7 protein-coding genes are annotated in these 9,244 nt (G+C 76.5%); 3 read left to right on the plus strand and 4 right to left on the minus strand.

The features are described 5' to 3' along the window. A partial coding sequence (locus ACWDCZ_RS37220; RefSeq protein ID WP_449818230.1) for a hypothetical protein occupies positions 1-1,880 on the minus strand: 1,880 nt, incomplete at its 3' end. 274 nt (positions 1,881-2,154) lie between these two features. Here ACWDCZ_RS37220 and ACWDCZ_RS37225 point away from each other — a divergent pair. Next, positions 2,155-2,328 carry a hypothetical protein gene (locus tag ACWDCZ_RS37225; RefSeq protein ID WP_158077773.1) on the plus strand — a complete coding sequence of 58 codons (174 nt, stop codon included), beginning with the start codon at positions 2,155-2,157 and terminating at the stop codon, positions 2,326-2,328. 112 nt (positions 2,329-2,440) lie between these two features. Here the strand turns inward: ACWDCZ_RS37225 and ACWDCZ_RS37230 are convergent, their stop codons facing one another. Beyond that, complete coding sequence (locus ACWDCZ_RS37230; RefSeq protein ID WP_449818231.1) at positions 2,441-5,287, minus strand: ATP-binding protein; 2,847 nt, start codon at positions 5,285-5,287, stop codon at positions 2,441-2,443. 368 nt (positions 5,288-5,655) lie between these two features. Between ACWDCZ_RS37230 and ACWDCZ_RS37235 the strand changes: the two genes are divergently transcribed. Beyond that, complete coding sequence (locus ACWDCZ_RS37235) at positions 5,656-6,705, plus strand: alpha/beta fold hydrolase (RefSeq protein ID WP_449818232.1); 1,050 nt, start codon at positions 5,656-5,658, stop codon at positions 6,703-6,705. Between the two features lie 120 nt (positions 6,706-6,825). Here the strand turns inward: ACWDCZ_RS37235 and ACWDCZ_RS37240 are convergent, their stop codons facing one another. Continuing rightward, positions 6,826-7,425: an RICIN domain-containing protein gene (locus tag ACWDCZ_RS37240; RefSeq protein WP_449818233.1), complete on the minus strand. Its 600-nt coding sequence runs from the start codon at positions 7,423-7,425 to the stop codon at positions 6,826-6,828. A gap of 23 nt (positions 7,426-7,448) precedes the next feature. Then, positions 7,449-8,066, minus strand: coding sequence for an RICIN domain-containing protein (locus ACWDCZ_RS37245; protein WP_449818234.1), 618 nt, complete (start codon positions 8,064-8,066; stop codon positions 7,449-7,451). A gap of 113 nt (positions 8,067-8,179) precedes the next feature. Between ACWDCZ_RS37245 and ACWDCZ_RS37250 the strand changes: the two genes are divergently transcribed. Continuing rightward, a complete protein-coding gene (locus tag ACWDCZ_RS37250; RefSeq protein WP_449812340.1) occupies positions 8,180-9,160 on the plus strand; it encodes a helix-turn-helix domain-containing protein in 981 nt (326 codons plus the stop codon). Positions 9,161-9,244: the final 84 nt, after the last annotated feature.

Raw genomic sequence — 9,244 nt, forward strand, 5'->3', positions numbered from 1 at the left:
TTCACATTGCCCGGGGAAGTCACGCGGCCCAGGATATCCGGGCCGGTCGGGGGCGGTGGAGCCGCAGGTGGGGCCGCTGGAGCGGACGCGCGTAGGCCGGGGGCGTCGACCTGGCTGGTGTTGGTGACCTGGATCCGGTAGCGGACGGTGTCACCGGGCTTGGCGGTGGTGGGGGTGGCCGTCTTGAGGACGGTGTAGCCGGGCACCGCGGCCACGGTGTTGCGCACGGTGTTGCTGGTGCGCTCCTGGGCCCGCCGGGTCTGGCTGCCCTCGAAGCGCAGGGTGGCGGTGTCGTCGAGGTGGGTGCCGACGGCGGTGGAGGCGTCGACGGTGACCTGGAAGGCGACGTTGGCCTCGGCGCCCGGGGGCAGGTCGGGGACGGTGCAGGTGACGGTCTGTCCGCCGGCCTGGCAGGCCGGGTTGGAGGCGGGGACGAAGGTGGTGCCGGTCGGGATCGTGTCGGTCAGGGTGACGCCGGTGGCGGTGTCGAGGTCCGTGCTGCTGCCGTCCTGGCGGCGGTTGGCCACCGAGAAGGTGTAGGTGATGGTCTCGCCGGGGCCGACCAGGCCGGGCGGGTTGTCGTCGGGGCTGCCGGGCGGGGTGTTGGCCTTGGTGATCCGCAGGTCGGGTTCGAGGGCGTCGAGGGCCAGCCAGGCGGCCTGCGGCTCCAGGGCGTCGCCGGCGCCGCTGATCCGGACCAGGGCCTGCTCGCTGCCGGCCGGGATCTTGCCGGTGACGTCGATCATCCGGGCGTCGTAGCCGTAGTTGTTGACCGGGTCGGGGTCGCGGGTGGTGATGTTGGTGCCGGTGCCGTCCGCGGCGACGTGGTCGATCCGGCTGGTGAACGCGTTGTCGGTGCCGACCCCGTTGGGGCCGGGCATCGGCAGGAGGGTCAGGTTCTCCGGCGTGGAGCCGACCGCCAGGGTGTCCCCGGCGATCGGCGCGTCGCCGTCGCCGACGGTGATCCCCATGGTGGCCCGCGGGGCCGTGGTGGCGGGGGTGCGGATGCCGCCGAGCGTCAGCGTGGTCGAGTTGTCGGGGTCGCGCAGCAGCTGGTAGCCGTCCCAGACCTGGAGGTAGCGCAGCGGCTCGGCCTGGTCCTCGTACGCGACGACCAGCGACCAGCCGCCCCAGCAGCCGACGTTGTTGCCGCCGTAGTTCTGCGCGGAGGAGCGGCCGGCGCACGCCTGGATGTCGGCGACGGTGTAGCTGCCCGGGCCGGCGGCCCGGACCTCGGCCGTCACGTCCTTGACCGCCCCGCCGGCCAGCAGGGGCTCCGGCGGGTTCCCGCCGACCTTCTGGTCGAACCAGTCGTAGGTGTCCGCGGTCACCTGCTGGTAGCCGCTCGCGCCCGGGACCTTCCAGGACACCTGGTTGCCCTTGTTGATGTCCCCGGAGGTGCCGCCCGCGGTACTGGTGTTGGTCGGGTTGAACTGCCAGTACAGGCGGGCGGACAGCACGTTCGCCCCGGCCGGCAGCAGCAGCTGCGCGGAGGCGGCGTTGGGGCCCGGGGCGTTCGGGTCGACCTTGATGAACTTGGTCCGGCCGTTGTTCGAGCCCTCGGTGTCCGAGCAGACCGTGCCGTCGCTGTCGTCGCAGGTCAGCACCGAGTTGGAGGCCATCGTGAGGTTGCCGTGCGCCAGCAGGTCGACCACCGGGTCCGGGCCGATCGGCCGCTGCGTCCCGGCCCCGCGCGGCTTCGGCGCGGCGGCCTCGGCGGCCCTGGCCGCCGGTTTCGCGGCCGCCCGGGCGTGCCCGGTGTGCGGCGCCCCCGCGGCGAGCGGCGGCGCCAGGGCCGCGGCGCCCGCACCGAGCACCACCGCCAGCAGCGCGGACAGGACGTGCGGTGGACGCGGCCGCAGCCGTCGGGCAGGTGACACGGGAACCTCGCTGTCGGGAGGCGACACGGACAGCAGAACCTCGTACCTGCGCCGGCGGGAATCGAAGCCTGACGGGTGGTTTCTTCACCCGCCCGGGTCAGCACCGGTGGCCGGACGGCCCGGGGTGTGCCGTCCGCCGGTCCGGGGGAGCGGTGGGTACCCAGGATTCGGTACGGGGGATTGGGTAGCGGTACGCATTGTTCCCGCCCCGGCCCAGCCGGTTTCCTGGAACCCGCCCAAGCCGACGACCCCTCACCCCCCGGAGGTCGCCCCCATGACCCGTCGCGAACGCCTGCGGCTCTACGCCGACGCGCACTTCACCGCCCCGGACCCCGGACTGGTCCTGCCCGCCCGCCGCAGCGGCAGCGGCCTGCGCCGCCCGGGCCTGGCCCGCCTGGCCCGGCTCTCCCGACTCGTCGAGCGCGCCGGCCACCACCGGCACGGCTGACCGGCCACCCACCCACCACCGGCACGGCCGACCGTCCACCCACCCACCGGCACGGCCGACACCACGGACAGGGTCCCGCCTCTTGAGGGAGCGGGCGGGACCCCCTTTTTCCTCAGGAGGCCCCGTCCTCCGCGGCCAGCGCCTCGCCCAGCCCCGCCCGGCCCACCCCCAGCTTGCGCAGCGCGCTCGCCACGTGGTGCTCGACCGTACGGGTCGACAGGAACAGCGCCCGGGCGATGTCCTGGTTCGCCGCGCCCTGCGCGGCCAGCGCCGCGACCTGCCGCTCGCGCGGCGACAGCCGCTCGCCGTAGCCGCGCCGCCCCGGCGAGGCCGCCCGCCCCAGGCCCAGCTCGCGCCGCAGCCGCTGGCAGCGGGCCGCGTCCCAGGCCGCGCCCAGCGCCAGGTAGGCCCGCTCGGCGGCGCCGATCAGCTCCCCGGCCGCCGCCCGGTCGACCCCCGCCGACACCGCGGCGGCCCGCTCCTGGGCCCGCGCCGCCTCGTACGGGCGCCCGATCTCCCGCCACAGCCCGGCGCAGCGCACGAACTCCGCGCCCGCGCCCGCCGGGTCGCCCCCGTCGGCCAGCAGCAGGCCCCGGGCGAAGGCCAGCGCCGCCAGGGGGGCCGGCGCGTCCCGGCCCTCCAGGCCCGCCCCCGCCTGCCCGGCCAGCTCCGCCGCGCCCGCCCGGTCGCCCCCGGCCAGCAGCACCTCCACCGCCACCGGCAGCAGCTCCGCCGCCCGCGGCCAGGCCCCCGCCGCGCGCAGGGTGTCCAGCGCCGGCGCGACCACCGCCGCCGCCCGCGCGACGTCGCCCTCCGCCAGCAGCAGCGCCGCCGGCCCGGCCGCCACCCGCAGCGCCCCGGTCACCTGCGACTCCCGCTCCCCGTACGGCTCCGCCTCCGCGAACCGGGCGTACGCCACCGCGAGCTGCCCGCGCGCCGCCGCCAGCCGGCCCAGCAGCAGCGCCTGCTCGATGCCGGCCATCGCGAGGTCCGGGAACTCGGCGCCCAGCGCCGCCAGCCGCTCCTCCAGCCCCTCCCACCGCCCGGCCAGCCCGTCCAGCCGCGCCAGCGCGATCCGGCTGTAGCACTCCAGGTACGGGATCGCCGCCTGCCGGGCCAGCCGCCGGCTCTCCTCCAACAGCCGCGCGGCCCGCCGGTCGTGGCCCAGCTCGACGGCGATCTCGCCCACGTTGTACAGCGCGCGGGTGGTCTGCCGGACGATCTCCGGCCGCTCCGAGCTGCGCGGCAGCGCCTCCAGCCGCTCCCACACCGACGGGTCGCCCTCGCGGGCCAGGAAGGTCAGCCGGGTGGCCCGTACGGCCGCCGCGACCTCCTCGTCCGGGCTCGCCGCCAGGACCCGCTCGGCCCGCTCCAGCCACTGCCAGGCGCGCTCGCCGGCGCCGTCGCGCTCGTTCATGGCCAGCGCCACCATCGCCCGGGCCGCCCGGTCCGGGCGCTGCTCCAGCTCCTCCAGGGACTCCTCGATCCGGTCGAAACCGGCCCGGTCCCCGCCGTGCACGGCCATCAGGAAGCCCAGCGACAGCCGGATCTCGCCCCGGTCGGGCACCGGCAGCCGCGGATCGGCGATGATCGCGGTCAGCGTCGCGGCGCTCGCCAGCGAGTCCACCCCGTCGGCGGCGATCCGCGCCAGCGCCAGCGCCGCCCGCCCGCGCCGGCGCGGGTCCAGGTCCGGCTCGTCCAGCAGCCGGCGCAGCAGCGGCCCGGCACTGCCGCTGTCCCCGAGCGCCACCGCCTGGTCGGCGGCGGCCTCCGCCACCTCCTGCCAGGCCGCCCGGTCGCCCAGCGCCAGGGTGTGATGGGCGATCTGCACCAGCGGCCTCGGCTCGCGCGCGCCCAGCGCCGCCACCGCGCGCCGGTGCAGGGCGCCGCGCCGCGGCCCCGGCAGCCGCCGGTAGGCCACCTGCTGCGCCAGGACGTGCCGGAAGCCGTACCGGGCCAGCGGCTTCTCGTTGAGCACCGCCGCCCGCAGCGCCTCGGTCAGGCCGTCCGCCGCGGCCTGCGCGTCGAGGCCGGCCACGGCGGCGAGCAGCTCCTCCCCGGCCGGCACGCCGAGCACCGCGGCCGCGCAGGCGATCGCGGCCGCGTCCGGGGACAGCACGGCCAGCCGCTCGGTGACGGCGTCACGCAGGCCGCGCGGCACCTCGGACTGCTCCAGGTCGGCGGCCAGGTCCGCGGCGGTGGTCAGCGCGTCCGCGCCGCGCCGCTCGCCCAGCGTGATCAGGTCCTCCTCGGCGACCAGCGGCAGGCCCTCGCTGCGCTCGAACAGCACCCGGGTGAGGGCCGCGGTCGCGCGCGGGCCGAGCGCGGCCCGCGCCAGCTCGTGCACCTCGGCCTCGGCGAGCGGGGACAGCCGCAGCAGCGCGCCGCCCACCCCGGCCGGGCGCCGGTAGGCGGCGCCGAGCACGGGGGTGTCCGGCGGCAGGTCCTCGGCCCGGTAGGTGAGCACCAGGGCCAGGCCGGGCGGCACGTCCCGGGCCAGCAGCAGGAGCAGCTCGCGGGTCGCGTCGTCCACCCAGTGCAGGTCCTCGACGACCAGGACGGTCTCACCGAGCGCGCCCAGCAGCGCCCGCACCGCCTGGACCAGCAGCCGCAGCCCCGGCGGGCCCTCGCCGGGGGCGCCCGGGGGAGGGGGCGGGAGCCGGTCGGCGAGGTCCGGCAGCAGCGGGCGCAGCGCCCCGGCACTGGCCGGGATGCGGTCCGCGGGCGGCAGGAACGGGCCGACGCCGCGCAGCGCGTCCACCACCGGGCCGAAGGGCAGCGGCTCGCGCAGCGGGTGGCAGAAGCCGGTCAGCACCCGGCGGCCCGCGGCGGCGGCCCGGGCCGCCGCCTCGGCCACCAGGCGGGACTTGCCCAGGCCGGCCTCGCCCTCGATCAGGACGACGGCGGGCGGGCGGAGCATGGAGTCGGTGAGACGGTCCAGTTCAGGTTGACGTCCCACGAACGCGAATCCGGCGCCGGGCGATCCCGGCTCGACCGGCCGGCTCACGGCCGTCCGGCGAGTTCACGTGCGCGGCGCTCGCCGAGGAGGGGTGCGAAGGCCATGGGCACATCATGCCGTGGCCGCGCCCGGGGCTCGCCGCCGGGGCGCCGTCGCCGCCGCCTGCCTCCCACCCCGGCCCCCACCCGCAACCCGGGCCCCCTCGCCCCCACCCGGTCCTGTCCGGCCCGCTCCGGCGGGGCCCCGGGCGCCACCCGTGCCCCGGCCGCCCCGGGCGCCGCCCACGGCAGCCGGCGGTGGTCCGGTACGTTGACGAACCGTCAGGTCATGCTCCCGGACGGCACGTTCGCGAAGGCATAGGAACCGGAATGATCGACAGGCGCACCTTCACCAGGGCCGTCGGACTCGGCGCGGGCACCACCGCGCTGTCCCTGGCCGCCCTGCCACCGGCCGCCGGGGTTGCCGGGGCCGCCGCCCCCGCTGGTCCGGCCGGGTCCCCCGTGCCCGGCCGGACCGGCTTCTCCCGCCTGGCCCGGGTCCGGGCAGGCGTGCTCGATGTCGGCTACGCCGAGGACGGGCCGGCCGACGGCCCCGCCGTGATCTGCCTGCACGGCTGGCCGTACGACATCCACAGCTACATCGACGTCGCCCCGCTGCTCGCCGCCCGGGGCTACCGCGTGATCGTCCCCTACCTGCGCGGCCACGGCAGCACCCGCTTCCTGTCCGAGCGCACGGTGCGCAACGCCCAGCAGTCCGCCGTCGCCCTCGACGTGCTCGCCCTGATGGACGCGCTGGGCGTCCGGCGGGCCGTGCTGGCCGGCTTCGACTGGGGCTCGCGCACCGCCGACGTCATCGCCGCGCTGTGGCCCGAGCGGGTCAGGGCCCTGGTCTCGGTCGGCGGCTACCTGATCACCGACGTCGAGGCGCAGAAGGAGCCGCTGGCACCCGCCGCCGAGCACACCTGGTGGTACCAGTTCTACTTCGCCACCGAACGCGGGCGCCTCGCCATGGAGGACCGGGACAGGCGCCGCGAGCTGTGCCGCCTGGTGTGGCGGCAGGTCTCGCCGACCTGGGCCTTCGACGACGCCGTCTTCGAGCGCACCGCCGCCGCCTTCGACAACCCCGACTACGCGGCGATCGTCATCCACAACTACCGCTGGCGCCTGGGCCTGGCCGACGGTGAGCGCCGCTACGACGAGCTGGAGCACCGGCTCGCCGCCCGCCCCCGGATCGCCGTGCCCACCGTCACCCTCGACCCCGGCCGCGACCCCTTCACCGCCCCCGGCGACGGCGCCTCCTACCGCGACCTCTTCACCGGGCCGTACCTCCACCGCACCCTGCCCGAGGTCGGCCACAACGTGCCCCAGGAGGCACCCGAGGCCTTCGCCCGGGCCGTCTTGGACGCCGACCGCCTCTGACGGACGGGCAGCCGCCCGCCGGGGCTGTGTCGGGCCGGGCCGCGTCGGGCAGGGTCTCGCGGCTTCGTGGGGGAGAAGCCGCGAGACCCGGTCACCGGCGGCCGTCCGGCCGTCCGGCCGTCAACCGGACGTCGTCCACCGCTGCTCGGAGCCGCCGGTGCAGGGCCACTGGACGACCGGGGCGCCCGGCGTCGTGCTCGAACCGCCGACCGCGGCGCACAGGCCGCTCGCCCGGTTGCTGATCTGCGCGAAGCCCGTGTCCGGGTTCGAGCCGAAGTACCAGGTCTGCTCCGGCCCCTTGTCGCAGCCGTACTGGATCAGCTGGACGCCGGCGTTCGGCGAACTCGCCGGATCGGCCAGGCACTTGCCGCTGTTCTTGTTCACGATCTCGTAGCCGCCACCGGAGTTCGGCATCGGGTAGAGGCCCCAGTACTGCTCGGCGCCGCCGTAGCAGGACCACTGGATGATCCCGGCCCCGCCCGCCGTGCTCCCGGCCCCGACCGACAGGCAGTGCTGGCTGTTGTAGTTCCAGAGCTCCACGATCTCCCCGTCCCTGACCGAGGGGGACGAGGCTCCGCCGCCCTGCCCCGTCGCGGTCGGCGCCGACGCCGAGGCCGGCGTCGCCCCGACGGCGAACGCGAGCGCGGCGAGGAGCCCGAGGGCCCCCGTGCCGAGCCTCGTCCGGGGGCGGGCCGCTGTGCTGTGGCCACTGGTTGCCATGGGTGGTCTCCTCCGGGTCGGCGTCACGCGGTGCGGATGTCCCACCACTGCTGGGACTGGAAGTTCTTGACCCACAGCTGGGTCTGGGCGCCGTTGCCGGCGACGTTGATGTCGCGGTCCAGCACGGTGTTGTTGCCGTTGTTGTAGCGGACGTTGTAGATGGCCAGGTCCCCGGACGGGTGGTACCACTTCTGCTGGGTGGTGCCGTTGCACTGCCACAGCTGCACCCGGGTGCCGTTGCCGCCGCCGCCGTTGGTGTCGGCGTCCAGGCACATGCCCGGGAACCGCACGTTCTCCAGGCTGCCGTCGGTGGACAGGAACCACTCCTGCTGGGCGGTGCCGTTGCACCCCCACACCTGCACCCGGGTGCCGTTGCCGCCGTTGGTGGCGTCGGCGTCCAGGCACTGGCCGGTGGTCCCCCGGTACAGGCTGTAGATCCGGACGTACAGGCCCGCGGTGAGCGCGCCGGCCTGGGCGCCCGCCTGGGTGCCGGGCGCCTGGCCCTGGCTCCAGGCCACGTGACCGGCACCACCGGTACCACCGGCGGACCCGGCGCCCTGGGCGGACGCCGCGCCCGTGGCGCCGACGACGAGGGCCGCCGCGGCGGCCACGACGGCGGCCAGCTTCTTGTGAACGATCACGGGTCCTGTTCCTCTCGGGGCTGGACTGTGCGGTGAATCCAGCAAACGCCAAGCCGATCGACCGATCGAATGATTCGATTTCTTTCGAAGGGGCTGGCGAAGGGGGAGCGCGCGTGATCCGGATCCGCCTGGGGGCCCGGGGGTTGGGGGGCGTCAGGTTCGCGGTCTCACCGGTGGGCGCGGCGAAGGACCTGCTGCGCCTCGTCGGCTTCAGCCCGGGCACACTCACCCCGCAGTGGCGGGCCAGGGCGACGGAGGCGCTGTCCCGCAACCGGCTGGGGCTGCTGGCCGTGGTCGGCGGCGGCGGTCCGCTCGGGTACGCGCCGGACTTCATCCGACCGGAGCCCCCGGCGTTCCTGACCGACATCGACACGGCGCTGCACCAGATCGCGACGACCCCGCGGGAACGGGTCCACTACGAACTGGCGGGGGCCGTCAACGGGCACGCGTGGGACCGGGGTTCCGGCCACCCGCCGCCGCGGCAGCTGCTGCGGGCCCTGGAGCGGGGGGAGGAGTACGTCGCGCGCCGCCTCGCCGACGAGATGGCGCGGTTCTGGCACGGGGCGCTGGCGACGTCGTGGCCGGGGATCCGGGCCAGGCTGGAGGCCGACGTCACCGCGAGGGCGTCGGAGATCGCCCGGTCCGGGCTCGCCGAGGCGCTCAACCACCTGGCGCCGAACCTGGAGTGGCGCGAGGGCGAGCTGATCGTGCACCTGCGGACGGGCAGCATCCACCGGCTGACGGTGGACGCGGACGGGGTGATCCTGACGCCGAGCGTCTTCGTCGACTGGGCGCTGTTCTGCGCGGGCGAGCCGCCCGGCGTGCCGGCCCCGCGCACCCCGCTGATCGTCTACCCGGCCGGGCCGGTGGACTGCCTGGCGCCCGAGCGGGACCACCCGCTGATCGGCGCGATGCGGCGCAGGCTGCTGGCGGAGCTGAGCCAGCCGCGTTCCACGACGGAGCTCGCGCAGCGGCTGTACCTGAGCCCGGCCACGGCCTCCTACCATCTGCAGATCCTCCACCGGGCCGGCCTCGTGAGCCGCACCCGGCAGTCCCGGCACGTCCTCTACCAGCGGCTCGGCGGAGCGGTGTAGATGTACGCCCGGTCGCGCCCCCGCCCGGTCGCGCCCCCGCCCGGTCGCGCCCCCGCCCGGTCGCGCCCCCGCCCGGTCGCGCCC

Source organism: Kitasatospora sp. NPDC001225, assembly GCF_053597855.1.

Excerpts from the sequence above, each read along its gene's own strand:
- ACWDCZ_RS37235 (WP_449818232.1), top strand. The coding sequence starts at position 5,656 with ATGATCGACAGGCGCACCTTCACCAGGGCCGTCGGACTCGGCGCGGGC.
- ACWDCZ_RS37240 (WP_449818233.1), bottom strand. The coding sequence starts at position 7,425 with ATGGCAACCAGTGGCCACAGCACAGCGGCCCGCCCCCGGACGAGGCTC.
- ACWDCZ_RS37225 (WP_158077773.1), top strand. The coding sequence starts at position 2,155 with ATGACCCGTCGCGAACGCCTGCGGCTCTACGCCGACGCGCACTTCACC.